This is a genomic window from Kitasatospora sp. NPDC024654, from assembly GCF_055559155.1.
This window is the reverse complement of sequence record NZ_JBVHLF010000033.1, coordinates 39,547-62,985: the sequence shown is the minus strand read 5'-3', so window position 1 is coordinate 62,985 and position 23,439 is coordinate 39,547. Positions and strand designations below refer to the sequence as shown.

General features: G+C 72.6%; 23 protein-coding genes. 16 read left to right on the top strand and 7 right to left on the bottom strand.

The window, feature by feature from the left end; genetic code table 11:
• Positions 1 to 338 precede the first annotated feature (338 nt).
• Together ACZ38L_RS20605 and ACZ38L_RS20600 are read right to left on the bottom strand one after the other, a co-directional pair.
• The gene (locus ACZ38L_RS20605; protein ID WP_465695356.1) at positions 339 to 1,157 is read right to left on the bottom strand and encodes a phytanoyl-CoA dioxygenase family protein; all 819 of its coding nucleotides are present in this window, start codon (positions 1,155 to 1,157) and stop codon (positions 339 to 341) included.
• Between the two features lie 31 nt (positions 1,158 to 1,188).
• The gene (locus ACZ38L_RS20600) at positions 1,189 to 1,350 is read right to left on the bottom strand and encodes a hypothetical protein (RefSeq protein ID WP_465695354.1); all 162 of its coding nucleotides are present in this window, start codon (positions 1,348 to 1,350) and stop codon (positions 1,189 to 1,191) included.
• A 112-nt stretch (positions 1,351 to 1,462) separates the two neighbouring features.
• On the opposite strand from ACZ38L_RS20600, the gene ACZ38L_RS20595 reads away from it, so the two are divergent.
• From ACZ38L_RS20595 to ACZ38L_RS20540, 12 genes are all read left to right on the top strand, one after another.
• On the top strand, positions 1,463 to 3,112 hold the full coding sequence (locus tag ACZ38L_RS20595) for a hypothetical protein (protein WP_465695352.1): 1,650 nt from the start codon (positions 1,463 to 1,465) through the stop codon (positions 3,110 to 3,112).
• Positions 3,105 to 3,782 carry a hypothetical protein gene (locus ACZ38L_RS20590; protein ID WP_465695349.1) on the top strand — a complete coding sequence of 226 codons (678 nt, stop codon included), beginning with the start codon at positions 3,105 to 3,107 and terminating at the stop codon, positions 3,780 to 3,782. The genes ACZ38L_RS20595 and ACZ38L_RS20590 overlap by 8 nt, the downstream gene beginning before the upstream one ends.
• A gap of 17 nt (positions 3,783 to 3,799) precedes the next feature.
• Entirely contained in the window at positions 3,800 to 5,095 is a 1,296-nt protein-coding gene (locus ACZ38L_RS20585; protein ID WP_465695346.1) for a YcaO-like family protein, read from the top strand.
• On the top strand, positions 5,092 to 6,192 hold the full coding sequence (locus ACZ38L_RS20580) for a TfuA-like protein (protein ID WP_465695344.1): 1,101 nt from the start codon (positions 5,092 to 5,094) through the stop codon (positions 6,190 to 6,192). The genes ACZ38L_RS20585 and ACZ38L_RS20580 overlap by 4 nt, the downstream gene beginning before the upstream one ends.
• Positions 6,193 to 6,304: 112 nt before the next feature.
• Complete coding sequence (locus tag ACZ38L_RS20575) at positions 6,305 to 7,516, top strand: Rieske 2Fe-2S domain-containing protein (RefSeq protein WP_465695341.1); 1,212 nt, start codon at positions 6,305 to 6,307, stop codon at positions 7,514 to 7,516.
• 58 nt (positions 7,517 to 7,574) lie between these two features.
• Positions 7,575 to 8,024, top strand: a complete 450-nt coding sequence (locus ACZ38L_RS20570) for a cupin domain-containing protein (protein ID WP_465695339.1) — start codon at positions 7,575 to 7,577, stop codon at positions 8,022 to 8,024.
• Entirely contained in the window at positions 8,021 to 9,223 is a 1,203-nt protein-coding gene (locus tag ACZ38L_RS20565; RefSeq protein WP_465695337.1) for a GTP cyclohydrolase II, read from the top strand. The genes ACZ38L_RS20570 and ACZ38L_RS20565 overlap by 4 nt, the downstream gene beginning before the upstream one ends.
• Positions 9,220 to 9,885 carry a DUF6939 family protein gene (locus ACZ38L_RS20560; protein WP_465695334.1) on the top strand — a complete coding sequence of 222 codons (666 nt, stop codon included), beginning with the start codon at positions 9,220 to 9,222 and terminating at the stop codon, positions 9,883 to 9,885. The genes ACZ38L_RS20565 and ACZ38L_RS20560 overlap by 4 nt, the downstream gene beginning before the upstream one ends.
• A gap of 14 nt (positions 9,886 to 9,899) precedes the next feature.
• Positions 9,900 to 11,282, top strand: coding sequence for a phenylacetate--CoA ligase family protein (locus tag ACZ38L_RS20555; RefSeq protein WP_465695332.1), 1,383 nt, complete (start codon positions 9,900 to 9,902; stop codon positions 11,280 to 11,282).
• A complete protein-coding gene (locus tag ACZ38L_RS20550; RefSeq protein ID WP_465695330.1) occupies positions 11,269 to 12,831 on the top strand; it encodes a hypothetical protein in 1,563 nt (520 codons plus the stop codon). The genes ACZ38L_RS20555 and ACZ38L_RS20550 overlap by 14 nt, the downstream gene beginning before the upstream one ends.
• A complete protein-coding gene (locus tag ACZ38L_RS20545; RefSeq protein WP_465695328.1) occupies positions 12,828 to 14,567 on the top strand; it encodes an Ldh family oxidoreductase in 1,740 nt (579 codons plus the stop codon). The genes ACZ38L_RS20550 and ACZ38L_RS20545 overlap by 4 nt, the downstream gene beginning before the upstream one ends.
• Complete coding sequence (locus ACZ38L_RS20540) at positions 14,549 to 15,328, top strand: HpcH/HpaI aldolase family protein (protein ID WP_465695326.1); 780 nt, start codon at positions 14,549 to 14,551, stop codon at positions 15,326 to 15,328. Before ACZ38L_RS20545 ends, ACZ38L_RS20540 begins: the two co-directional genes overlap by 19 nt.
• Positions 15,329 to 15,415: 87 nt before the next feature.
• Here ACZ38L_RS20540 and ACZ38L_RS20535 read toward each other — a convergent pair whose 3' ends face one another.
• Positions 15,416 to 16,786, bottom strand: coding sequence for a phenylacetate--CoA ligase family protein (locus tag ACZ38L_RS20535; protein ID WP_465695324.1), 1,371 nt, complete (start codon positions 16,784 to 16,786; stop codon positions 15,416 to 15,418).
• A 71-nt stretch (positions 16,787 to 16,857) separates the two neighbouring features.
• Here ACZ38L_RS20535 and ACZ38L_RS20530 point away from each other — a divergent pair, with 71 nt between their 5' ends.
• The gene (locus ACZ38L_RS20530; RefSeq protein WP_465695322.1) at positions 16,858 to 17,862 is read left to right on the top strand and encodes a JmjC domain-containing protein; all 1,005 of its coding nucleotides are present in this window, start codon (positions 16,858 to 16,860) and stop codon (positions 17,860 to 17,862) included.
• Between the two features lie 629 nt (positions 17,863 to 18,491).
• Positions 18,492 to 20,198: a proline--tRNA ligase gene (locus tag ACZ38L_RS20525; RefSeq protein WP_465695320.1), complete on the top strand. Its 1,707-nt coding sequence runs from the start codon at positions 18,492 to 18,494 to the stop codon at positions 20,196 to 20,198.
• 20 nt (positions 20,199 to 20,218) lie between these two features.
• On the opposite strand, the gene ACZ38L_RS20520 is transcribed toward ACZ38L_RS20525, so the two are convergent.
• Together ACZ38L_RS20520 and ACZ38L_RS20515 are read right to left on the bottom strand one after the other, a co-directional pair.
• A complete protein-coding gene (locus tag ACZ38L_RS20520; RefSeq protein ID WP_465695318.1) occupies positions 20,219 to 20,527 on the bottom strand; it encodes a PIG-L family deacetylase in 309 nt (102 codons plus the stop codon).
• Positions 20,524 to 20,670: a hypothetical protein gene (locus ACZ38L_RS20515; RefSeq protein WP_465695316.1), complete on the bottom strand. Its 147-nt coding sequence runs from the start codon at positions 20,668 to 20,670 to the stop codon at positions 20,524 to 20,526. Before ACZ38L_RS20515 ends, ACZ38L_RS20520 begins: the two co-directional genes overlap by 4 nt.
• A 210-nt stretch (positions 20,671 to 20,880) precedes the next feature.
• On the opposite strand from ACZ38L_RS20515, the gene ACZ38L_RS20510 reads away from it, so the two are divergent.
• Positions 20,881 to 21,186, top strand: coding sequence for a hypothetical protein (locus ACZ38L_RS20510; protein WP_465695314.1), 306 nt, complete (start codon positions 20,881 to 20,883; stop codon positions 21,184 to 21,186).
• A 32-nt stretch (positions 21,187 to 21,218) separates the two neighbouring features.
• A complete protein-coding gene (locus ACZ38L_RS20505) occupies positions 21,219 to 21,536 on the top strand; it encodes a hypothetical protein (protein WP_465695312.1) in 318 nt (105 codons plus the stop codon).
• Between the two features lie 162 nt (positions 21,537 to 21,698).
• Here ACZ38L_RS20505 and ACZ38L_RS20500 read toward each other — a convergent pair whose 3' ends face one another.
• Both ACZ38L_RS20500 and ACZ38L_RS20495 read right to left on the bottom strand, forming a co-directional pair.
• Complete coding sequence (locus ACZ38L_RS20500) at positions 21,699 to 22,574, bottom strand: ABC transporter permease subunit (RefSeq protein WP_465695310.1); 876 nt, start codon at positions 22,572 to 22,574, stop codon at positions 21,699 to 21,701.
• A 363-nt stretch (positions 22,575 to 22,937) separates the two neighbouring features.
• Positions 22,938 to 23,423 carry a MarR family winged helix-turn-helix transcriptional regulator gene (locus ACZ38L_RS20495; RefSeq protein ID WP_465695307.1) on the bottom strand — a complete coding sequence of 162 codons (486 nt, stop codon included), beginning with the start codon at positions 23,421 to 23,423 and terminating at the stop codon, positions 22,938 to 22,940.
• Positions 23,424 to 23,439: the final 16 nt, after the last annotated feature.

Here is a 23,439-nt window from a genome sequence, read left to right as displayed (position 1 = left end):
CCTGTACCCCCCCATGGATCGGGACGGAACACGCCCCTATCGTGGGGGGGGGGAGGGGGGGGGGGGGTGGGGGGGGGGGGGGGGGGCGCCCCCCCCCCCCCCCCCCCCGGCCTGACTATGAAAGTCAGATGGTCTCGGCCATCATGGCCGCACCCAGAACGATGTCGAGCTCGTCGTTGGTGAGCAGCTCGGTGATCTCGCGGGAGATGTTCATCTCTTTACCTCTTTCATTAGGGGGGCCGGTCGGCCTCCATGACTGGAACTCTAGACTTCGAAGTCAGTTCGAGTCAATAAGCCGAGTCAACTTCCCTGCGAGGAGTTTTCCCGGACGGATCCGGTCAGACCGGCGGGGCCGCCAGGGTGTTCAGGCCGGCGGTGTCCCGACCGGAGGCGAGGACCACGGCGTGCCCGGGGAAGTGCGGGCGCACCCGCACGGCGGGCACCGTGAAGCGGACGGCCAGACCGATCCGCTCGGCTCCCGACACGTTGGGCCCCGAGGCGTGCAGTGCCCGGTCGGTGAAGACCACGCACTGCCCCGGCCGCAGCGGGACCGCCACGGCACTGGCGGTGTCCACCGCGTCGTCGCCCACCAGCAGGGTGGCCCGCCGCCCGGCGCCCGAGGGCGCGGCCGGCAGCACCGCCCCGGTCCCGGGCACGAATTGCAGACACCCGCTCTCCTCCGACACCTCGCTGATCGCGATCCAGAACGTGAAGGCCAGCGGCGGCTCCAGGCCGTAGGCCTCTCCCGGCGCGAAGACCCCGCCCCAGTCCTGGTGCCAGCCGAAGGCCGGGCCCTCGGAGGCCTTGACGATGAAGGTGGACCGCCACAGCAGCAGGTCCTCGCCGTACAGCGAGCGCGCCAGCGCCAGCAGCGCGGGATGGGTGCACAGGCGGTGCACCGCCGGAGCGTCCAGGTGGCGCGACTCGACGTACGGGACCGGGGAGCCGCCCTGCCGGGGAGCCATCAGGTCGGCGAGCCGGCCGCGCGACTGCTCGGCGTCGGGCGCGGGGGCCAGACCCGGGGTCTCCAGCACCGCGTCGAGTTCGACGCGCAGCCCGGCCATCTCCGCCGGGGTCATCAGGGTGAGTGGACCGAGGAATCCCTGGTCGCGGAACAGATCGCGCTGCTGGGCGTCCAGCGGCTGGTGAATTGTCAAAATTCCTCCTCCTACGTGGACGGACGATCGGTCACCAAGGGGTGATGACGCCTTCGAGGATGCTGTCCTTCACGGCGGCCAGCTGCTCGAAATACGCCTGCTCGTCGCGCTCCTCGGCGCCCTGGGGGGACTCCTCCGGCTCCGCGGCGGCGCCTTCCGTGGACCCGGTCGGCAGATTTTCTTCGTGCGCCATTCGCTACTCCTTGTGCACGCTGGACAGGGGCCCGCGCGAGTGCGCGGCTTGGCGAAGCTACCCCATGACTCGAATAGTGACAAGCTTGACTGACTATGATATCAACTCAGTCATGAATGAGTTGAAGCTCCGTGCCGCCCCCGGGCGCACGGGCGGACTGGTCATCGGGCAGGGCGGTGCCGGGGAGCTCGCCCGCCGCTACGCCGAAGCGCTCGGGCGACCCTTCCTCGCCGTGGAAGAGTCGGATCAGGCGCTGCGAGCCCTCGACCTGGTGGCGGCGCGGGACGGCTCGGCCTTCGTGCTGCTGGCGGAGCGAGAGCTCGGCTTCCGCGAGGTCAACGCGCTGATGGGGCGCGGCCGCGAGCTCAACCTCCCGGTCGGCGTGCTGCCGCTGCCGGCCGACCCGGCCGAGGCCGCCGCGCTGGTGGACCGAGCGGCGACCCTGCACGCTCCCACCCCCCGCCACCGCCACCGGTCGCTCTACTACACCGACTTCCGCCGTACTCCGCCCGCCGAGCGGCCCGGCGTCTACGGCTCGGCGCAGTCCGGCGAGTTCGTCGAGCAACTGCGCTCCGGCGCCGAGGCCGTGGTGCTCCACAGCCACGGGAACGGCGCCGACTTCCGGGTCGGCGAGCATGTGCTGTGCCTCCAGGTCGACGGGCTCAAGCCCGCCCCCGCGCAGGCCGGGGAGCGGTTCCTGCCCTGTCAGGGCGGCGGGCCGTGCCGACTGGACCACAAGAGTGGCTTCCAGGCCTTCCACGGCGCGCGGGCCGTACGCGCTCGGCTGCTCGTACTGCTCTCCTGCTCCGCCTACCAGCCGCACGACGGTCTGCTCGGCGCGCGGTTCCAGCTCTCCCAGCAACTGCTGCGCGGTCCGCATGTGGCGGGCGTCGTCGCCTCCACCAGGATCAACCACGGCACCCCGCAACTGGGTGTGGCAGTGGCCCAGTTGCTGCAAGAGGGGGCCTCGCTGGGCGAGGTCGCGCTGCGGGTGAACCGGCTGTCCGCGCAGGGGCCGGCCTCGTACGTCTGCCTGGGCGACCCGGACCTCGTGCTGCCGCCGGCCGGCGCCACCGAGCGACCGGCCCAGGCCCCGGTGGCGGCCGCCGCCCCTGTGCGCACTGCCACCACCCCCGCGCGCGCCGCCGTCCGCCCGTGGCAGTCCACCGTCGACCTGCTGTTCGCGACCGAGTTCGCCGCCGCGACCGACTCGGCCCGGCTGAGCGGCCGGTTGGCCGAGGCGGCCGTGGCCGCGATGCGGGCGCCCGCGAGCGCGACCAAACTGGACACCGCGCTGCTGCGGATCCTGGCCGCCGCGCCGGAGGAGGCCTGGCAGCAGCTCTGCCTGCCCACCGGCTCGCGGCCCGACGGCCAGTGTCCCGCGTGCGGGGGCCCGGCCACCGAGACCGCGTACGCCGCCGTACTGCACCCCGCCTACCGGCGCACCGTTCGCCGCTGCGCGGTGCACGGCCTGCTCAGCGACACCCCCGCCGGTGCGGCGAACATCCCGCTCGGCGTCCGCCACGACCGCGCCGACGGGCTGGTCCGCTGGGACACCGGGCAGCTGTCCGGGTGGTGCACCGTGGTGGGCGAGGGCGGGGACAGCGGTCGGTGCCCGACCCCGGTTCCGGCCGGTGCGGGCAGCCAGCGCGTGCCGGGGCCGGCCGGGGAGAGCGCGACACTCTGCCACACCGCGGCCGGCGCCTTCTCGCGCATCCGGGTCTTCACCGGCACCCCGGGACAGGGCGGGCAGCATGGCTGAGGGGAACCTGGACCGGGCCGCCCGGCATGTGCTGCAGGCCGTCATGGTGCGGGCCGCCGTCGCCGCCGGCGACTACCCGGCGATGACCGGACGCCGGCTCGCCAGCCAACTCGATCTGCGGGCAAGGGCGGAGGCCACCGGCAGCCCGGTCGAGCGGGCCGGCGCCGGTGACCGCGCACTGTGCGCCTTCCTCGCCACGATCCTCAGCCGACGCGGCCCGGACGTGCACGACTACCTCACCGGCGCCTTCGGCTACCGCCCCGAGCGCGCCACCGGACTCCGGCACCACTGCGGCAGGGAGCTGTTGGGGATCGAGCTGGTGCCGCACTGGGCCCCGGCCCGGCCGCGCGAGTTGTACATCTGCGAGCGCTGCGGCCCGGCCTACAGCCTCCCGCACGGCTTCGCCCCGCCCAGCCGGCTGCGGGTCGACCCGGCCGTGCTTCGGGTGGAGTTCAACGCACCGCTGATGCAAGGCGGTTGGTTCGCCGCCAGTCGCCAGCCGATCGGCGGCCACCGTGAACGCCCACTGCTCCCCCGCGCCCTGGCGCCCGGCGCCGGCGCACTGGAGGCCCGGATCCCCACCGGCGCCGGCCCGGGCCTGCGCCGCTTCGCCGCCGCCCTGGTCGTCGACGGCGACTACGCGATCTTCCAAGTCCCAGACACGATATGAAGGGTGGCGCCGACGCCATGGAAGAACTGAAGCACCGCCATCCCAAGGAGCACCGGGACGGCACCCACCGCGCCCGCCCGCCGGCCGAGACGCTGGCCGACTTCGGCTCCCGGATGGGGCAGTTCGGCATCACCCGGCTGGCCAACATGACCGGCCTGGACTGGCTCGGTATCCCGGTCTACAACGCCATCCGGCCCAACTCCCGTTCGCTGTCGGTCTCCCAGGGCAAGGGCGTGGACCACGCGGCGGCCGCCGTCTCGGCCCTGATGGAATCGATCGAGTGCTGGCACGCCGAGTTCTTCGACGGACCGCTGCGCCATGACTCGTACCAGAACCTGCGCCGGCGGCTGCCCGTCCTGGACATCCACCAACTGCCGCTGCGCGGGGGGCTGGACACCACCGGCACGGGTTCGCGCGAGACGCCCGCCCGCTCGGCGCTGCGCACCGACCTGCCGCTGCTGTGGACCGAGGGCTACGAACTGATGGGCGGCGAGCCGATCTGGCTGCCGTACGAGAGCGTGCTGCTGAACAAGGTCGGCCTGGACTACGCCTCGACCACCTTCCGGGTCAGCTCCAACGGCCTGGCCTCGGGCAACAACCTGGTCGAGGCCACCATCCACGGCATCTGCGAGCTGGCCGAGCGCGACGCGCTGACCATGTGGTGGCAGGGCCTGCGCGAACGCTCCGACGTCGAGGCCGCCAAGCTCGACCTGGCCACCATCGACGACCCCGGCTGCCGGGGCCTGCTGGACGCCTTCGCGGAGGGCGGCCTGGAGGTCGCCGTCTGGGACGTCACCTGCGACACCGGCATCCCGGCCTTCCAGGCCTGCGCGGTGGAGAGCGCCGACCGGGTGGCCTGGCGCTCGTTCGGCGCCTGCTGGGGTTACGGCGCGCACACCTCCCCCGCCGTGGCGCTCTCCCGCGCGCTGACCGAGGTGGCGCAGAGCCGGGTCACCGTCATCGCGGCCAGCCGGGACGAGAACTTCCGCACCATGTACAACGCGCAGAACAGCGCCAAGACGCTGGCCCGCACCCGCGAGGTCTTCTTCGCCCACCCCGGCACCCGGCCGTTCGACCCGACCACCGGGATCGACAACCCGACCCTCGACGAGGACCTGGACGCGGTGCTCGAGCGGCTGCGCAAGGTCGGCGTCGAGCAGGTGGTCGCGGTCGACCTCAGCAAACCGGAGGTCGGCATCCCCACCGTCAAGGTCGTCGTGCCGGGTCTGGAGCACTACTCCCTGTTCATCGGCTACACCCCCGGTCCGCGCGCCACCGCGCGCCGGGCCCGCGCCCAGAAGGGATCCGCATGAGCGTGTACGTCTTCCTCGGTCCGAGCCTGCCGGTCGAGCAGGCCCGCGCGGTGCTGGACGCCCACTACCTGCCGCCGGTCAGCTGCGGGGACGTGACCGAGCTGGTCCTGGACCGTGAACCGCCCACCGTGATCGGCATCGTGGACGGGCTCTTCGAGCAGGTCCCGGCGGTGTGGCACAAGGAGATCCTCTTCGCGATGAGCCGCGGGGTGCGGGTGGTGGGCGCATCCAGCATGGGTGCGCTGCGCGCCGCCGAGTTGCACGCCTTCGGCATGGACGGCGTCGGCAGCGTCTTCGAGGACTTCAGGGACGGTCGGCTCACCGACGACGACGAGGTGACCATCGTCCACGCACCCGGCGAGGACGGCTACCGTCCGTTGTCGGAGGCGATGGTCAACCTGCGGGCGGGCCTGGCCGGTGCCCGGCAGGCGGGGGCGATCGGCGCGGCCACGCACGACACCCTGCTGGCGGCGGCCAAGCGCACCTTCTACCCCGACCGCTCGTGGGGCCAGGTGTACGCGGACGGCCGCAAGGCCGGCTTGCCGCAGGCCGAACTCGACGCCCTGCGCGACCATGTGCGCACGACCCGGCCGGACGCCAAGCGGGACGACGCGCTCGCGCTGCTGGCCAGGATCCGCGACCTGGTCGCCGAGGGCGTCCAACCACCGGTCTGCGCCTTCGACTTCGAGCCGACCTACTACTGGGAGAAGTTGCTGCGCACGGTCCGCCAGCAGCGCGGCGAGCGGGCGATGGAACAGGCGCTGGGTGTCCCGGCCGCCACCGCGCTGGCCCAACTGGCCGAGCAGCGGCCGGAGGTGGCCTCAGCCGCACTGCTGGACACACTGGTGCGGCGGGAGGCCGAGCATCTTGGCGTGCTGGTCCCGGAGGAGATCAGGGCCAAGCACTCCGAGGAGGGCGGCGCGCTGCGCGAGGTGATCTCCGGTCACCTGCGCGGGGACCTCACCGAGCCGGTGCTGCGGGAGCTGGAGCAGCGCGGGCTGCTGGCGTCGGCCCGGGCCGCGCTGGCGGTCGACCGGGACGCCCCGGAAGGTGACCCGCAGCCGGCGGTTCCGCTGCCTTCCGGGCGCCGCGAATGATTCTTGACAAGGAAATATGACAACCATAAACTCAGAATATGACTAGGCCTTAGCGGTCTTTCCTCTTCCGTGACGTCCGCCGGAATCCACACCACTCCCCGAAAGGGCTCGCATGACGCTCAGCATCGACGAAAACCGCCGGCTCACCGAGGTCGGCCCGGGCACGCCGATGGGCGACCTGCTGAGCCACTACTGGATGCCAGTGGCCGTCTCGGTGGGCTGGGAGCCCGGCCAGGTCCGCCCGGTCGAACTGCTCGGCCGGCGCTTCGCACTCTTCCGCCGGCCGGACGGCACCTGGTCGATGCTCGACGAGCGCTGCCCGCACCGCGGCACCTCGCTGGCGTTCGGCATGGTCGAGGAGCGCGGCCTGCGCTGCCCGTACCACGGCTGGCTCTTCGACGGCCGGGGTGCCTGCCTCGACCAGCCGAACGAGGACCCGTCGCTGGGCTTCAAGCACCGGGTCACCCAACCCGCCTACCCCGTGCGCGAGTTGGGCGGCCTGGTGTTCGCCTACCTGGCCCCGGGGACGCCGCCCGAGCTGCCCAGGTTCGACCTCATGGTGGAGAGCGACGTCGAGGTCTCCATCCGCACCGCGGTGATCGACTGCAACTGGCTGCAGATCGTGGAGAACGGCCTGGACCCCGTCCACCTGGAGTGGCTGCACGGCCACTTCGCCAACCACCAGAACCGGCGGTCCGGCCACCAGGGGCTGTACGAGGTCGCCCACCACGAGGAACTCGGCTTCGACACCGACGACCTGGGCATCATCAAGCGCCGCCTGCTGGAGCAGCAGGACCGGTCCGAGGAGGACTGGTCGGTCGGGCAGCTGGTGCTCTTCCCGGCCGCGATGTACGTCAGCAACCGCTACTTCCGCTCGCTGCAGTTCCGGGTCCCGCTGGACGACGTCCGCACCTGGCACATCTGGTACGAGGTGCGCGGCCGGGGCGCGGCAGCGCCGGCCCTCGGCGCCGAGATCCGCTTCCCGGGGCGGCCGGGCGCCGGGCGCAGTTCGGACGACACCGCCGGCGGCACCCGTTACCACGTCTCCGAGGCCGAGATCAAGCACGCCGACGGCTCGTTCAACCTCGACACCATCGACGGCCAGGACGTGATGGCCTGGGTCACCCAGGGTCCGATCGCCGACCGCACCCGCGAGCGGCTCGGCGGCGCCGACCGGGGCATCACCCTGCTGCGCCGGTTGCTCTTCGAGCAGCTGACCGCTGTCGAGCAGGGCCTGCGCCCGCGCTGGTCCGACCTGGGCGCGGACGTCATCGTGATGCCCCGCCGAACGCACAGCCGCCCGATTCTCAGCGAGCTCACCTGAGACCGACCGGTCCCACGTGCCTGTTCAGCCCCTGTCCCGCAACCCGAGGAGTCCCGCCGTGACTCAGCTGTTCCGTCCCGAAGAGCACATCGAGAACGTCCTGGAGGGCGTGCGCCGCACCATGTTCGACGACTCCGGGCTGCGCCTGGAGTCCATCACCGGCGTGCCCGGCGCCAGCGGCCGCACCGCCGCCGGACTGCCGATCGGCGTCGACCGGATCATCATGCAGCCCGGCACCGCCTTCCCGCTGCACGTCCACGAGGGCGCCCACCTGCTGTACGTCCTGAACGGCCTGGGCGCGCTGCACATCGACGGCAAGGACTACGTGCTGCGCACCGGCGACTCGATCTACGTGCCGGCCGACTACCCGCACGGCGTCCAGGGGCCGCTCAACGACGAGGAGTTGGAGTTCCTCGCGTTCGGCGTCCCGCACCACCCGATCGACTCGCACACCCGCATGACCATCGTGCGCGAGCAGGAGGCGGTCATGGAGGTGCTGTCCAAGTGAGCACCCTCCCACTGCCCGTCCCCGACGGCCCGGCCCACCTGCCACTGCGCTGGGACGGCGGCGAAGCCCCGTTCGTCCTGTGGCACTTCGACTTCGGCGGAGGCAACCGCTGGGTGGCGGCCTACACCGGCGAGCTGCACAGCGGCGAGCCGATGCCGCTGCGCATCGAGTCCGCCTGCATCTTCGGCCACGTGCTGCGCTCGGCCCAGTGCGACTGCGGCTACCAGCTGGAGCAGGCCATGGACAGCTTCGCCCGCAGCGGGCGCGGCCTGCTGCTCTACGGCGTCGACCAGGACGCCCGCGGCCTGGGCATCGCCGCGCACTTCGCGATCTACGCGATGCGCCAGCAGGAGAACCTCGACACCGACGCCGTCTACGCGCGCCTGAACGCCCCGGTGGATGCCCGCAGTTACGAGCCCGTGGTGGCGATCCTGCGCCATCTCGGTGTCCCCTCGGTGCAGTTGCTCAGCAACAACCCGCGCCGCGAGGCATTCCTGCGCGAGGCCGGCTTCGAGGTCGAACTCGCCGCGCTGGAAGCCCCGTTGGACATCCACAACATGAGCACCCTGATGCTGGAGAAGGAGGACCTGGGCTACCGATGGTCCTTCGAGACGCACGCGGACTGGCTGCAGCCGCTGCAGGACGGGGTGGCCGGCGAGCCCGAGCGCTCGGTGGCCTGCCTGGCGGTGCCCGGCGGCGGCAGCGCCGGGACCCCGCTGGCCCAGGTCGACAGCGCCGACTGGGACCTCGCCCGGCGCCTCGCGGCCGCCGCCCCCGCGGCGACCCCGGCCGGCACCCCGGTGGTCTACCTCACCGACCTGCCCCGCGCGGACGACCTCGCGGTGTACGCGGGCCTCGGCGCCGCCGCCGTCGTGGTGCCCTTCGCCGACCTGCCCGAGCCGCTGCGCGAGGCGGCCGCCGCCGCCGGTCTGCGGCTGGTCGACTGGGAACGCCGCAACGCCTACCGCGCACCGCGACCGCAGTGGCGCCTGGAGCACCGGCTGCCCGGCCTGGACGTCTACGGCCGCGAGGGGCGCCTGCGCCTGGTCGCCGCCGGTTCCGCCGCGGCGCATCAGGCGGTGCGCGCCGACTGCGAGCGCGAGCCCGCCCGGTACGGCACCCTGACCCGCACCGGCGAAGGCTGGTTCGAGCTGGACCCGGCCCCCGGCGCGCTCGACGCCGTCCTGACGGCGCGATGACCGGCACCACCCGCGCGGTCAGCCGTGCCGAGGGGCTCACGCTGACCGACCGGGACGCGCTGCCGGTCGACACCGCCCTCGCGGCGCCGGACGGCATGCGCCGCTTCGTCACGCTGAACCCTTTCCACTTCGACCCGCACTGGCGCATCCCGGTCCCCGGCCTGGATGCCCTCTCCTGCTCGGTCGAGAGCGTCTGGCAGGCGCTCAAGCTGGTCGACGGCGCCACCGACCTCACCCTGCTGGCGCGCCCGGCCGTCAAACGCCCCGCCGAGGACCAGCGCGGCGCCGGGTTCGACTACCCGGCCTCCACGCTCAGCTACGCGGGCACCACGATCGACCTGGTGACCGCCCGGTACGCCGTCTACCTGCCCACGTACCTGCACCTGCTCGACCGGCTGGTGCCGGACGCGGTGCTGGACGAGCTGCGCGTGGCCCTGGACCAGGGCCGGGACGTCGTCTTCTACGACTGGGACGACAACACCGACATCGAGGACGCCCGGACCTCCTTCAGCCACTCCGCCGTGCTGGCCGCCTGGTTCGGCGGCCGGATCGAGGAGTTCACCGGCCGGCTGGCCCGGTGGCGGGCGCTGCACCCGGACTCGGCGCACTGCCTGCGCGCCGACCTCCCCCTCGACCGCTATCTGCGGTTCCACCAGTACTGAAAGGTTTGCGGGCCATGCATCTCCCCCGACGACTCGCCGGATCCCTGTACTGGCAGGAGCAGCGGCTGCGCGGCAGAGCAGGCGTCAAGGAGCGCCTCCAGTGGCTGCGCGCCAACCAGGAGCGGACGCCCGCCGAGATCGCGGAGCTGCAGTTCGACAAGCTCCGCGCCACCGTCCGGCACGCCTACCGCACCGTCCCGTACTACCGCCGGGTGATGGACGAGCGCGGCATCCGGGACCTGGAGTCGGTGGCAGACCTGCGCAAGCTGCCGCTGCTCACCCGCGATGTGCTGATCAGGGAGCAGGAGCAACTGGTCTCCTCGGAGGCCGACCGCGCCACCCTGCAGACCAACTACTCCTCCGGCTCGACCGGCCGCCGCGCCCAGTTCCAGCAGGACGCCGACTTCCGGATGTGGATGCGCGCCCACCAGCTGCGCACCTACGAGTGGTGCAGCGGCTGGCAGTTGGGAGACCCCTTCGTGCTGCTGTGGGGCTCGGAGATCTACTGGTCGCTCAAGCAGCTGGTCGACCGGGGCGAGAACCTGCTCTCCAACCGCCGGGAGTTCAACACCTTCCGACTCTCCCCGCAGCTGGTCACCTCGGTCACCGACGAACTGGTGCGCTTCCAGCCGACGTTGGTCAGCACCTACTCCAACGCGATGCACCTGATCGCCAAGGAGGCCGAACGGCGCTCGCTGCGGATCCCGGGCCTGCGCGCCGTCCAGGGCACCTCCGAGCCGCTGCCGCCCGCACTGCGCGCCACCATCGCGCGGGTGCTGGAGTGCGACGTGTACGACAAGTACGGCATGCGCGAGACCAACATCGTCTCGCACGAGCAGCCCGGCGGCGGGGCGATGCTGATCCAGGCCGAGAACGTCTTCGTGGAGTTCCTGGACGAGAACGACGAGCCCTGCGCGGACGGACAGACCGGCCGCATGGTGCTCACCACCCTGAACAACAGCTCGATGCCGCTGGTGCGTTACGAGACCAGCGACCTCGCGGCGCCACTGCCGGCGAGCACCGCCACCAGCCTGCCCTACCCCGCGATGACCTCGGTCGCCGGACGGCTGCAGGACCTGATCGTCACCCCGAGCGGCGACCACGTGGACGCGTACCTCTTCTCGTACCTGTTCATGCGCTTCCCCGAGGTGCACTGGTTCCAGGTCGTGCAGAGCGAGCCGCACCGGCTCTCGGTGAAGGTCTACACGCCGCAGGGGCTGAGCCGGCAGACCACCGAGACGCTGACCGAGCGCATCCACCACCACACCGGTTTCCCCTTCGCGATCGACTTCGAGTCGCTGGACCGGATGCCGGAGTCCTCCACGGGCAAGTTCCGGCTCTGCGTCTCCGAGCTCGGCGCGGCCGCCACCGCTGGGAGTCCCCATGCCCGAGCTTGACCCCGCCGGGGTACTGCCCTGGGACGAGGCCGCGCTGCCCTCGCCGCCCACGCCCGCCGCGCCGACCCTCCCCTGGGAGCCCGCGCGCGGCGGCGCCAAAGTGGTGGCGCTCACGGACGCGGCCGAACCGCACCGCGAGGGCTTCGACCTCGGCCGCTTCGCCACCTGGCTGCGCGAGGCGGACGTGCTGGACCAGGGGCCGATCGAGCTGCCCGGCGCGACCGTCACCCTGCCCTACGGCATGCGGATCATCCGCCGCTTCAACGACGTCGTCGCGGGCGCCTGCGAACAGGCCGGCTTCGAGGAGTTCGACTACCCGATGCTGGTACCCGACTCGGTGCTGGAGCCGACCCGGGAGATCATGCCACTGAAGGGCTCGCTGCTCTACGCCGGCAGCGACGAGGACTGGGCGGCCGGGCGCAAGCGGATGGTGCTGACGCCCACCGGCGAGGGCGCGGTCTACACGCACTGGGCGAGGATGGTCCGCAGCCGCCGCGACCTGCCGATCCGCGCCTACCGCAAGGCGCGGTACTTCCGGCCCGCGCGCGCCGGGCGCAGCGTGTTCCGGGCGATCGAGGCCCAGGACATCTACGAGTTCCAGGCCTGCTACGCCGACCGGGCCGGTGCCCTCGAGGGCTTCGAGCAGGCGACAGCGATGGCCCGGCAGGTCGGCGGGCGGCTGCACGTCCCAGTGCTGTGGTCCACTCGCCCGCCGTGGACCAACAACACCCAGGTCTCCGACAGGACCATCGGCGGCGATGTCGCGCTGCCGCACGGCGCGACCCTGCAGGTGGGCTGCCTGTACGACCAGGCCCAGCGGTTCTCCCGGCTCTACGGGGTGGGCTTCCGCGAGGGCGCCGAACAGGTCTACACCCACCATGTGACCGGCGCGCTCACCCGGCGGCTGGTGCTCACCCACCTGATGCTCGGCATGGACAGCGAGGGTGAGCTGCTGCTCCACCCCGACCTGGCACCCGTCCAGGTCGCCCTCACGCTCACCAGCGACGATGCCCAGGAGCTGGCCGACGCACGGGAGTTGGTCACCCGCCTGGCCGCCCGCGGGGTGCGCTGCGAGCTGCGGACCGAGGCGGACCGACGCGCCGTCGGACGGCTGCACAAGCGCTGGCGGCGCCAGGGCGTGCCGCTGCGGGTCTACCTGCAGGCCCGCCGCGGCGCCGGTGACCGCACCCGGGCCGTGGTGGTACGCGCGGACACCCGGGAGGAGGCCGTGCTGCTGCCAACGGAACTGTCCGCGCTGGCCGAGGTGCTGCCGGGCGCGCTGGCGGAGGTCGGCAACGGGTACCTGCGGCGTGCCTGGGGCTTCGCCCAGCGCCAGTGCCGGACCGCCGACAGCGCGAGCGTGCGGCGGATCCTGACCGAACGCGCCGTCGCCGTGGCGCCGTTGGAGGCGAGCGAGGAGGCGGTGGGCGCGGTGTCGCAGTGGCGGCTCGGCGAGGTGCTGGGGTTCCGCCAGGCGCCGCGGCCGGCGCCGTGCGTCGTCACCGGCCGCACCGTGACGACCGTCGCCTACCTCTCCCCGCGCACATGAGCGTGTCGGGGGGCGCCGAGGTCGGCGTCGGCGCGGATGCGGATGTGAGGACGGAGACGGAGACGGCCCGGGTGCGGGTGGTGGTGCTGACCGGCGCGCCGGGGGCGGGCAAGACCGAGACCGGACGGCGCCTGGTGCGCCGCTACCAGGTCCCGGCCGCGCTGATCGACACCGACGCCGTCGCCGACGTCTACCCCTGGCAGGCCGACGAACGGCTCTACGCCGTGCTCGGGCGCAACCTGCGGGCCTGCCTGGACTCCTACCTGGAGTGGGGCGCGCGGGTCGTGGTGCTGAGCGGCGTCATGCTGCCCGGCCGGACGCTGGACCAGTTCGCCGACCTGCTCGCCGATCCCCGCCTGGAGTGGGTCTTCTACGGGCTGCGCGCGCGGCCCGAGCAGTTGGCCGAGCGGATCCTGGCCGACAGCAAGGTGCAGGAGGCGGACGGGCGGCTGTCCTGGAGCCACCTGGACGAGGAGATCGCCACCGTGCCCGGCGTTCGGCAGGTGGAGACCGGCGCGCTGACGGCGGCGCAGGTGGTCGACCTGATCGCCGCGGCCGAGGCCGCCGACCTGCCACCGGGCACGCTCACGGCGCCCGCGCCACCCGGACCGTGGCCGGTGACGCCGGCGGACGCGACGGAGAGCGCAACGGCGGGCGCGGCGGCAGGCGCGCGGTCCGTGACGCCGGTCAGCGCCGCGGACGCGCGGTCGGCGTGCACGGCCGCGCTCGGGCGGGCCGGCTTTCCGCCGCCCGTCGCCGAGCAGGCCGCCGCCGAGCTGGTCGCGGCCGAGGCGGACGGCCAGCCCTCGCACGGCCTGCTGCGCGTCCCCGAGTACGTCGCCGCGGTGGCGGCGGGCGAACTCTGCCCGACCGCCCGCCCCCGGGTGCACCGCACCGGCGAGCGCGCGGTGCTGGTGGACGGCGGCCGGGCGCCGGGCGTCCTGGTGCGCCGGCTGCTGGCCACCGAGCTGGCCCGCGCCGCGCAGGGCGGGCCGGTGGTGGTGGGGCTGCGCGACTCCGGGCACCTGGGACGGCTGGCGCCGCTGGGCCGCGAGGTCGCCGGGCAGGGGCTGGTGCTGCTCGGCTTCGTCAACTTCTGCGGCGCGGGCCGCAAGGTCGCGCCGGCCGGCGGCACCGACGGCCGGTGGGCGACCAACCCGCTGCTGCTGGCCTGTCCCGCGCCGCCAGGCGCGCCGCTGGTGCTGGACATGAGCACCAGCGCGGCCGCCGAGGGCGTCGTCCGCGCGGCGCTGCTGGCCGGCACCGAGGTGCCGCCCGGCCTGCTGATCGGCACCGACGGAGCGCCCGTCACCGACCCCCGGCTGCTCTACACCGAGCCGCCGCGCGCCGCGCTGGCACCGCTGGGCGGTGTCGCCGGGCACAAGGGCCACGCGCTGGCCGCCCTGGTCGAGACGCTGGCGGGCGCGGTGGCCGGCGCCGGGCACGCGGCCGCGCCGCGGGGGCCGGGTAACGGCGGCCTGTTCGTCGCCTTCCGGGTCGACGCGCTGGGACGCTCCGGTGCCGCGGTCGGCGCGGCGGTCAGCGCCCTCGAGCAGCACCTGCTGGCCGGCCCGCGGGTGGACCACGAGCGGGCGCCGCGGCTGCCCGGCCGGGCGGTCCGCCCGCCGCACGCCCCCGACCTGCTCACGCCGCCGGCCGCGCTGTGGCAGCGGATCCGGCAACTTGCCTCCACCGACCCGACGAAAGGGATCGCACCATGTCCCACCCCTTGCTGAGCCCGGTCCCCAGCCTCGCCGAGGCGGTCGACGCGTCGTCCGGCCCGGCGCTCGGCCTCTTCCTGCTGAGCGGCAGCAGCCTGCTCGCCGAACTGTGCGGCACGCTCCCCCTGCAGTGGGTGGTGCTGGACATGGAGGCGTCGGCGATGTCCAAGCAGGACGCGCTGCACATGCTGCAGGCGCTCACCGGGTCGTCCTGCGCGCCGATCGTGCGCGTACCCTACCTGAACCACCATCTGATCGAGCACGCGCTCGACCTGGGCGCCGCCGGGGTCATGGTCCCCAAGGTGGACACCCCGCAGGCGGCCGCGGCCGCCGCCGCGGCCTGCCGCTTCCCGCCGGAGGGGCAACGCGGCATCAACCCGGTGCGGGCGTCGGGCTACTTCGCCGACGTCGCGGGCTATCTTTCGCGCGCCAACGCGCGGACCTCCTGCGTGGTGCAGATCGAGTCCGCGCTGGCGGTCGAGAACGCCGACGCGATCGCGGCCACCCCCGGCGTCGACGCGCTCTTCCTCGGGATGGGCGATCTGGCCTGCGCGCTCGGGCAGCCCGGGGTGATGACCGGACCCGCGATGGACGACGCCCGCGCCGCCGTACTGCGCGCCGCCCGCGCCCACGGCAAGCGGGCCGGGATCTTCGCCTACGCGCCGGAGCTGGCCCGCGCCTACGCCGCCGAGGGCTTCGAGCTGATCGCCTTCGGCAACGAGGTCAAGCTGCTGCGCGACGCGATCCTCTCGGGCATCGACACGCTGGCCTCCTGACGGCCGACGCACGATGGTCCCGACCACGGTCCGGCCGGACCGTGGTCGGGACCATCGGCGTTCCTCCGGTGGTCAGGTGCCCCGGACTCAGGCGCCCCGGACGGTGAACGGGTCGGCCGCGCGCCGGTCCGCGGTGAGCTGGACGTGCAGCTCGCACGCGCCGGCCTCGGCCAGCTCGCGCAGCTCGGGCGAACTCCGCAGGACGACGCCGCGCACCCGCTCACGCAACTCCTCGGTCTGGCGCGGGAACAGGTGTGGGGCGAACGCGGTGACGGCCGTCAGCTCCAGCCGGGCCGGCGCGTCGGGCGTCGCCGGGTGGAACTCCGCCCTGGCACGCGGGGCCGAACCGGGCAACACGTCGTAGGGGGCGATGGCGGCGTGCATCGGCCCGCGCTGCAACTCCGGCAGCGACTCCAGTGCCCCCCGCAGGGCGATCGGGCGAAACGCCGGCAGCCGGCGGCCGGCGTGCTCGACCAGCGGGACGTGCGCGCGCCGGCCGACCAGCGCGACGGACACCTCGCCGGGCTCGCACGGGCTCTCGAAGACCTCGACCAGGTCACCGGTGTCGTACCGGATGAAGGGCTGGTACTGCGAGAACGGGAACAGCTCGGTGAGCACCAGCCGTCCCACGCCCGAGGTCAGCGACTGCTCGCCGTCCAGCGAGACCACCTGCGGCACGACATGGACGTCGAAGTGGAAGAGGCCGCAGCGCTCGCAGCGGGTGGCCCCGCCCACCACCTCCGAGAGGCTGTAGCGGTGCACGATCCGCGCGTCGGGGAAGCAGCCGGCCAGGAAGTCGCGGTGCCCGTCGGTCAGGTAGTCGGCCAGCGCGGTGACGGTGCGCGGGCGCAGCCGCTCCAGCAGTCCGGCCGCCTGGACCGCGTGCGCCAGCACGACCAGGTCGTCCGGGGTGCCGCTGAGCTGGATCAGCGGGTCGACGAGGTCCGGGAAGAGCTGGGGGCGGCGCAGCAGGCCGAGCGCCTTGACCAGGTCGCGCTCCGACAGCAGGCCGAGCGTCACGCTGCGCTCCACCGCCAACGCGCCGATGGAGTTGCCGTGATGGCGCTTGGAGATGGTGGACAGGTGCACGATGGGCCGTGCCTCGTTCGTCCGCTCACGGGCCCGGGCGTTGAGGTTCGACAGCAGCGCGGTGAGCTCCTGGACCTCCTCGGCGCTGCGGTAGCGGGTGAACGGGTGGCCGGTGGTGCCGCTGCTGTGCATCAGGACGGACGGCGTGCGGTCCGGGTGCCCGACCACCGACATCCCGCCCGCCGGCTCGTACTTCCCGACGACGGGCAGTGCGGCCAACTCGGCCACCGTGCTGACCGCCGTCGCCTGCGGGCGGTCGGCCCACAGCTCGCGGTAGTACGGAATCGCGTGGGCGTGCTCGATCGTGCCCGGCACCAGCTTGTTGCGTATGCGGGTCTTGGGGCCCACCACAGCTTCGGTTATCGACATGCAACAATCTTGACAGCTACCATAATAGGCAGTCAATATTAGTCACTATCATCTGTCATATACTTGCTCGCGTGCTGAAGGTCGAAGGCCTGATGCTGATTGGGGACCTCGTGGCGACCTCGACTCCAAGCGGACTGGCCGAACTGATCGACGACGCGCAGCCCTTCCTCCGGGACCACTGGCGCCGCCGGCCCGCCGTACTGCGCTCCGGCCCCCTCCCCACCGGATCGCTCACCCTGGACGAGGCGGACGCCGCACTCAGCGCGGGCGCACTGCACTCCCCGTACGTGGAGATGGTGCGCACCGACCGGATCATCCCGCGCGAGGCGTACTGCACCAGCCGCACCGTCAACCGGGTCGAGTACCCCGGCTACGCCGACGCCACCCGGATCCGCGCGCTGCTGCACGCCGGAACCACTCTGGTGCTGCGCTGCGTCGAGCAATGGCACGCCGGCACCGCGGAGTTCACCCGCCGACTGGGCGAGGACCTGGGCCGCAAGGTGGAGGCGTTCTTCTTCGTCACCCCGCCCGGCGCCCAGGGCCTGCGCCTGCACCGGGACGACGCGGACGTCTTCGTGGTCCAGCTGAACGGCAGCAAGCAGTGGTACGTCCACCAGGGACCCGACAGCCCACAGTGGCGTCCGGGCCCGGCTTCCGACGGCGAACCGCCGGTGGTGTCACCGCTGTTGCGGGCCGGCGAGGTGCTCTACATCCCGCGCGGCTTCGCGCACTACGCCACCGGCGACAGCGGACTCTCGGTACACCTGTCGCTCACCGTCCGGGACATCGCCACCGACGACCTCCAACGGGCCGCCCAGCAGTTGCTGTTCGACGCCGCACCGGCCAACCGGCGACCGCTGGACGATGACTCCCTGCTCGCCGACGCCCGCGCCATGCTCGATCAACTCGCCACCCGGCTGCCCACGTTGACCCCCGAGCAGCTGCTCACCGCCGCCCGCGCCGCACAACGCGCCGAGGCCCTGGCGCAGCTCTCCCCCGGCCTGACCGCCCTCGCCGCCTCCCTCGAAACGTCCCCCCACGAGGCCGGGCCCGACTCCGGTCACGGTGGCTCGTAGCAGGTCCGCGTGCCGGCCGTACTGGAACGGGCCCCCGGAGCTGGAAGGACCACTCTCGCCCTCACCCCGGCATGGGAGTGTCGTGAGTGGTGGTAGCCCAATTCGGCTCTGTTCCGTAGTCGATGGTGACGATGCGTGCTCGCCGCTGGAGCGGGGTGCGGTGGCGGATCCGAATCACCTCGCCATCGCGTGCCACATCCTTGAGGACCGGGGGTAGAAAGCCCGGAGAACACCTTGTTCACAAGGGAGTTGCCATCGAGCAGGCCCCATCGTGGCAGCTGGATGCAGAACGTCACCACGGACTACGGAACAGAGCCGGTAGTCGGCCGGGAAGCGGCGATGGATCTCGTAGGAGACCCTGCCCGCGGCCTCCTTCGTGAGGCGGTCGCTCCCGCCCTCGGCGAGAGCGTCGCAGCAGCGTCGGATGGCTTCGACAGAGCGATCACCGCAGTGCGCTTCACCGGGTGCGCCGGCCATCTGCCTCCGTCTGCGTACCAACGCGGGAGCACTCGGCCCGTGGGCCCTGACCTGGGCTTCCCGTAATGGGCCGAGTCGGGCGCGGCTCCGCCACTAGAATAGAATTCTCTGCGATACCCCACAGCTTCACCGAGAGGACGGTCTCCGGTCCCATGCGCTGGTCCCAGCTGTACGTGCCCACTCTCCGGGAGGACCCGGCGGATGCGGATGCGGTGAGCCACCGCCTGCTGGTGAGGGGAGGGTTCGTCCGGCAACTCATGGCCGGCCACTACTCCCTGCTGCCGCTGGCCGTGCGCGTCCGCGCCAAGATCATGGACATCATCCGCGAGGAGATGACCGCGATCGGCGCCCAGGAGTTCGTCCTGCCCGCCCTGCACCCGGCGGAGATCTGGCAGCGCAGTGGCCGCTGGGAGGCGATGGGCGAGGAGATGTTCCGCCTCAAGGACCGCAAGGGCGCGGACCTGGCGCTCGGCATGACGCACGAGGAGATCTTCACCGTCCTGTCCCAGGAGCTGCGGTCGTACCGGGACCTGCCGCAGATGTGGTACCAGTTCCAGACCAAGTTCCGCGACGAGGCCCGCCCGAAGAGCGGCCTGCTGCGGGTGCGCGAGTTCACGATGAAGGACTCGTACAGCTTCGATGTCGAGGCCGGTGGCCTCGACCGCTCCTTCGACCTGCACAAGGCCGCCTACGAGCGGATCTTCGCGCGCTTGGGCCTGCCTGCCATCGCCGTCCAGGCGTCCAGCGGCAGCATGGGCGGCAGCGCCTCGGTGGAGTTCATGAGCCCCTCGGAGGCCGGCGAGGACCTGGTGGTCCGCTGCCCCGGCTGCGACTACGCCGCCAACACCGAGAAGGCGACCTCCACGCTGCCCACCGTGGCGGACGGCCCCGGCCTGGACACCCCGGAGCGGTTCGACACCCCCGACGCCCGCACGATCGAGGAGCTGGCCCGCCAGCACGACGTGCCCGCGGAACGGCAGATCAAGACGCTGGTGTACGTCGTCGACGACCAGCTGACCCTCGTCCTGGTCCGCGGAGACCACAACCTGGTCGAGCAGAAGCTCATCGACACTCTTGCCGCCACCGTTGTTCGGCCGGCGACCGCCGAGGAGATCAAGGCGGCGCTCGGCGCCTCCCCCGGCAGCCTGGGCGCGGTCGGCGTCACCGAGCTGCCCGTCCTCGCGGACGAAGCCCTGCGCGGCCGTACCGACATGACCACCGGCGCCAACACCGACGGCGTCCACCTGCGCGGTGTGTCGGTCGAGCGGGACATCGCGGTGCGACGCTGGGCGGACCTGCGCGAGGTGAACGCCGGCGAGCCCTGCCCCCAGTGCGGTACGCCGCTGGAGGTCGTGGTCACCATCGAGGTGGGCCACATCTTCAAGCTCGGCCGCAAGTACACCGAGACCCTCGGCGTCTCCGTACTCGGTCGGGACGGCGAGCGCGTCACCCCGATCATGGGCAGCTACGGGATCGGCGTGGAGCGGGCGTTGGCCTCCATCGTGGAGACGCACCACGACGACAAGGGCATCATCTGGCCGGTCGCGGTCGCTCCCTTCGAGGTGGCCGTCGTCGTCCTCGGCAGCGGCGACGAGAAGGTGGCCGAGGCTGCTGAGACGCTGTACCGGCAGCTGCAGAGCGAGCGGGTCGACGTGCTCCTGGACGACCGTAACGAGCGGCCCGGTGTGAAGTTCCGCGACGTCGAACTGATCGGCGTTCCCTACCGGATCACGGTCGGCGCCCGCGGTCTGGCCGACGGCACGGTCGAGGTCACCAGCCGGGCCACCGGCGAGACCCAGTCCGTTCCGGTAGCCGAGGCCGTGGAACACCTCCGCAAGCTGCTGACAGCCGGGGCGTGAGGTACCAGATCCTCAGCTGGTCATCCGATGGAACGCCTCCCTGAGCAACGTTCCCGGACAGTACCGAAGGATCTTCGTGACGCTGCGCGCCTGGGCCTCGTACTGGCCCAGGCGCGCAGCTTCGCTTCCGGGCCATCTCCCACCGGCACCTCCCACGCGGCTGGGTACTCGCTGGTGCGGATGCCCAGGGTCCTGCCGGCACCGCCACGGGTCAGGGTGACGGTGACAGCGGTGCCGCCGGCCCGAGCAGCGCGATGGAGAAGCCCACCGCAGCGCAGGATCTCGTCGTCGGGGTGGGCGACGATCACGAGCAGGCCGGCCGGTGTCATGCCGTCACCTGCACGGCCGGGTCCTCCAGGGCTGCCAGGCCTTCGAGGATGCCGGCATCGCCGATGTTGCCGCTCAGGTGGCGTCGGTCGTTGTCATCCTCGCTCTGCCACGGGACGGCCTGCGACTGTTCCGGTGTCCACACGAGGCCGGCCGAGTCGATGAGCGGGTATCGGTGCTTGCGTCCACTGGCGCTCTTGGCGGCGATCCTGTCGTGTCCGGGGGGCGGCTGCCGGAGCAGTGGCCGTGGCGCGCTGGAAGTTGGGTTCGCTGATGAGGTAGCGCTCGCGGCTCGATCCTGGTCATCGACAAGTCGGCCCCGACGCCCGCCAACCCGGTCAAGAACTGGAGCGCGGTGTACACCGGCACCGACGGGCGGCAGGTACGCCTCGACGAGTACAACTCCCGTACGGCGACTCCTCCGGTGACCGGGGCCGACCCCGCGCTGTCCGCCGAGGAGTTGACCGCCGTGGTGACCAGCAGGTCCTGGGACCGGCTGGCCACGGCCCGTCCGGTCTCCGCCCCGGCATCCGGGAAGGCCTCGCCGAAGGCGCCACAGCCGGCCGACATCCTGGCCAACGCCGACCGGCTGCTGCCCGCCGGTGTGCAGCACGACAACGGCAGCACACCGCAGAACAGCCCCGGCGAGGCGCATATCTGACGGTCACCGCCGCCGGGCGCACCAGCGCGCTGGTGATCACGGTCGACCCCCGACTGGACCAGGGCGCCGGCGATCCCCGGCGGGCCCTCGAGGGCGGCGTCCAGCCCGGCCAGCAGCTGACCCGCGCGGCGAACGGCAGCAGCGTGATCACCTCAACAGCCGCCGTCACCACGGGCAGTGGCGGCCCCGCCATCCGATGGACGGCCGAGGTCATGCTGCCGGACGGCACTGGGGTCACCATCGACGAGACCAACGGCAGCAACGGCTACGACGTGCGGGGAGGCACGCCCGCACTGACCATCGACCAGCTCGCGGCCGTCGCCACGAACCCCAGCTGGCAGCAGCACTGACCACCCGCCCACCACACCCACCCACCGCCCGGGCCGGCCCGGCCGCCGGCATCGACGTCGTCCGGGCCGGGGACGGCCACCCCGGCGCGATGAAGGCCGCCGCCACCACCGCACCGGCGGCGGTCAGGTGCCAGACGTTCGCGCGGCCGGCCCGTGGCAGGGTCAGCCGCGCCGCCGCCGGACCACGGCGATGGTCGCCACGGTCAGCGCCGCCGCCAGGGCCAGGCAGATCCCCGACTCGACCAGTTGCAGCGGCCAGTAGTCCGCGGCGAGGTGCACATCGGTGAACTCCCGGGTGCCCGGCGCCTCGGCCGAGCAGTTCAGCAGCGCCGTCGCGCAGATGTCGTAGGGCAGCCGGTGCCCGTCCGGAGTGAGGAAGCCCTGTGCGAACCCCCAGACGTCGTTGGGCAGTTCGGAGCGGGCGATCAGTTCGGTGCGCCACCCCCACAGGTGCGGGCGCAGGGTGGCCAGCCCGTACTGGAGCAGCCAGACCACCCCGACGGACGCCGCCATCGCCGGCAGTACCCGGCGCAGCAGCGCCCCGGTGAGCGCGCCCGCCGAGAGCGCCAGGAGTACCGACGCCACCAGGACCGGGCCGCCCGAGGAGAAGAAGACCGTGCTGTACCAGGCGATGCCGGACACGTCGTTGGCGGACGGCTGCCAGAGCCAGCGGTAGAGCAGTGCCAGGAGGCCGGAGCCGACCGCGCCGATCAGTGCGGCCGAGAGCAGCTTGGCCATCACCCAGCGGTCCCGGCCGACCGGCTGCGTCAGCACCAGCTTCCAGGTCCCACGCTCCAACTCCTGGGCCAGCAGCGACGCGCCGAGGATGGCGCCGAGACCGGCGGGCAGCAGGAGCAGCAGCGCGCCCACCGCCTTGAGCAGCAGGCCGTAGTGGTCGCGGAAGACCATCACGGCGTTCTGCCGCCCGGGGTCCTGGCAGCTCGCGTTCGTACTGATCTCGGCGCAGCCCGCGATGTGGTGGTCGGCGATGTAGGAGGTCATCTGGGCCCGCAGCACCGGGGCGGCGACCGCCGCCACTCGGCAACTCCGGCTGGTAGGCCCCCGGTCGTCTCCATCAGCCGGGCGACGGCGTGCGAGAGACGGGCGAGGCGGACGGGTGGGGGCCGGGGGTCACCGGGTGCCTGCTTCGAGCTGCTGCCGGCCTGATCGGGACCGGGGTCAGCGACCGGGAGGTGGCCCGGAGTCCCGGGTGACACGGATGTCGGCACACCGCTGACAGCGGACGCTGGCCGCAGGTGGCCGGCGGACCCTGGTCTCCCAGGGACCGGTGGTGTCCAGTGCAAGCTCGACGCCGACCAACTGCGGTGATCGGAGCTGGCATTGGGCGCGGCTCCGTCCGCGTCCGGCTGACTGGCCCCGCCCGGGGCTTCGCCGGTGCGCTCACCACACCGGGCGGAAGGCGAAGGGCTGATCGCCGTGGACGTGGTCGATGTAGGCGCGCAGGTCCTGGTCGAGTGCGGCGAGGCGGTCCGGGCCGATGACCTCGGCGAGTTGCCGTTCGACCTCGGCCCACAGCCGGTCGGCCAGGCGCACGTATTCGTGGCCCCGCTCGGCGAGAGTGAGCGACTGGGCCCGCTTGTCGGCGGGGTGGGGTTGGCATTGGACGTAGTCCCAGTCCAGGAGCTCGGCAACGGCCTTGGAGGCAGCCTCTTTGGTGATGCCCAGGTGGGTGGCGAGGTCGACGGTGGTGACACCCGGGTGGGCGGCGAGATACCGGAAGGTGTAGCCGTGCGCGGGACGTAGTGGTTCGCGTCCGAGTTCGGCCAGGCGACTGTGGAAGTGGTCGGTCATCGCCCGATATGCCATGGCCAGCAGCAGGGGCACCTGCCCCGGGCGGTGCGCGGGGAGATCGGGGTTGGACGGCACGGCGCCTCCTCCAATT

What these genes read in the sequence shown, in the direction of transcription:
- ACZ38L_RS20555 (WP_465695332.1), top strand. Translation starts at nt 9,900, where the DNA reads ATGCATCTCCCCCGACGACTCGCCGGATCCCTGTACTGGCAGGAGCAG.
- ACZ38L_RS20590 (WP_465695349.1), top strand. Translation starts at nt 3,105, where the DNA reads ATGGCTGAGGGGAACCTGGACCGGGCCGCCCGGCATGTGCTGCAGGCC.
- ACZ38L_RS20595 (WP_465695352.1), top strand. Translation starts at nt 1,463, where the DNA reads ATGAATGAGTTGAAGCTCCGTGCCGCCCCCGGGCGCACGGGCGGACTG.
- ACZ38L_RS20525 (WP_465695320.1), top strand. Translation starts at nt 18,492, where the DNA reads ATGCGCTGGTCCCAGCTGTACGTGCCCACTCTCCGGGAGGACCCGGCG.
- ACZ38L_RS20560 (WP_465695334.1), top strand. Translation starts at nt 9,220, where the DNA reads ATGACCGGCACCACCCGCGCGGTCAGCCGTGCCGAGGGGCTCACGCTG.
- ACZ38L_RS20540 (WP_465695326.1), top strand. Translation starts at nt 14,549, where the DNA reads ATGTCCCACCCCTTGCTGAGCCCGGTCCCCAGCCTCGCCGAGGCGGTC.
- ACZ38L_RS20535 (WP_465695324.1), bottom strand. Translation starts at nt 16,786, where the DNA reads ATGTCGATAACCGAAGCTGTGGTGGGCCCCAAGACCCGCATACGCAAC.
- ACZ38L_RS20600 (WP_465695354.1), bottom strand. Translation starts at nt 1,350, where the DNA reads ATGGCGCACGAAGAAAATCTGCCGACCGGGTCCACGGAAGGCGCCGCC.
- ACZ38L_RS20550 (WP_465695330.1), top strand. Translation starts at nt 11,269, where the DNA reads ATGCCCGAGCTTGACCCCGCCGGGGTACTGCCCTGGGACGAGGCCGCG.
- ACZ38L_RS20575 (WP_465695341.1), top strand. Translation starts at nt 6,305, where the DNA reads ATGACGCTCAGCATCGACGAAAACCGCCGGCTCACCGAGGTCGGCCCG.
- ACZ38L_RS20520 (WP_465695318.1), bottom strand. Translation starts at nt 20,527, where the DNA reads ATGACACCGGCCGGCCTGCTCGTGATCGTCGCCCACCCCGACGACGAG.
- ACZ38L_RS20545 (WP_465695328.1), top strand. Translation starts at nt 12,828, where the DNA reads ATGAGCGTGTCGGGGGGCGCCGAGGTCGGCGTCGGCGCGGATGCGGAT.
- ACZ38L_RS20585 (WP_465695346.1), top strand. Translation starts at nt 3,800, where the DNA reads ATGGAAGAACTGAAGCACCGCCATCCCAAGGAGCACCGGGACGGCACC.
- ACZ38L_RS20580 (WP_465695344.1), top strand. Translation starts at nt 5,092, where the DNA reads ATGAGCGTGTACGTCTTCCTCGGTCCGAGCCTGCCGGTCGAGCAGGCC.